This window comes from Corynebacterium phoceense (assembly GCF_900092335.1).
Lineage (GTDB): Bacteria > Actinomycetota > Actinomycetes > Mycobacteriales > Mycobacteriaceae > Corynebacterium > Corynebacterium phoceense.
Genome location: NZ_LT596211.1, coordinates 1 through 1,055, shown reverse-complemented (window position 1 = coordinate 1,055; position 1,055 = coordinate 1). Strand labels below are relative to the sequence as shown.

Here is a 1,055-nt window from a genome sequence, read left to right as displayed (position 1 = left end):
TGGGGGGACATCGCCGTCATCGTGCGTGGCGGCGGAGAGATCGGCCAGGTACGCCGCACGCTGCTCGCCGCGGGCGTGCCCGTTCACATCAGCCCCACGGACGTCGTGCTCTCAGAGCAGCGCCTCGTCTCCGCGGTGCTGCAGGCTGTCCGGGCGCTCACGGATCCGCTCGACAACGTGGGACTCGAGGAACTCATCACCGGCCCTGTGGGTGGCGCGGATCCCGTGACGCTGCGCCGCCTCATTCGCGGCCTGCGCCGCTGGCGCCCCACGGTCCGCGGCATCGATTCGCTCCGCGAGGTCTTGGACGGCGAGCTGCCGGACTTCGGTGGTCTGCTCACCGGCCGCGAGCAGGCCATCCTCGAGCGCGTACGCGGCGTGCTCGACGCCGGACGCGCGGCACTGGACGGCAGCATCGAGGACGTGCTGTGGGCTGTATGGTCCGCGACGGGACTCTCGGACCGTCTCCAGGCCGCAGCGCTGCGCGGTGGTGCGACGGGTTCCCAGGCGGACCGCGACCTGGATGCCATGATGGCGCTCTTCGACGCGGCAGGCGACTACGCGGAGCGTTACCCGCACGCGCCACTCGAGTCCTTCCTTATCAGCATCGAGGAACAAGAGCTGCCCACCGGCGTGCGCGACCGCCGTTCCGCCACGCCACAGGCCGTGGAGGTCCTCTCCGCTCACGGCGCTGTGGGGCGCGAGTGGGATACCGTCGTGGTCGTCGGCGCCCAGGAAGGAACGTGGCCGTCGCTGGGGGAGACCGGCTCCCTCTTCGGGCAGGAAGACCTCATCGACTACCTCGACGAGGGCATTGAGCCGGACGTCCCGGTGAGCCACCTCGCCGCGCGCCTGCAGGAGGAGCGTCGCCTCTTTCACGTCGCGACGTCGCGACACCGCGCGCGCCTGCTCATCGCCGCCATCGATGCTCCCGAGGGTGACGAGGTCTTCGAGCCCTCCCGCTTTATTGCGGAGTTCGCCGGTCAGGGACTCGACCTGCCCGGCCGCCTTGCGCGTCGGGAGGCGAACGAGCGCCTGCGCCGCACGGCCGTGGC

At 71.1% G+C, this 1,055-nt stretch carries 1 protein-coding gene; it reads left to right on the top strand.

What is annotated here, in order from left to right; all coding sequences use genetic code 11:
• On the top strand, positions 1 to 1,055 hold a 1,055-nt coding region (locus tag BN9444_RS13265; protein ID WP_141681600.1), incomplete at both ends, for a 3'-5' exonuclease.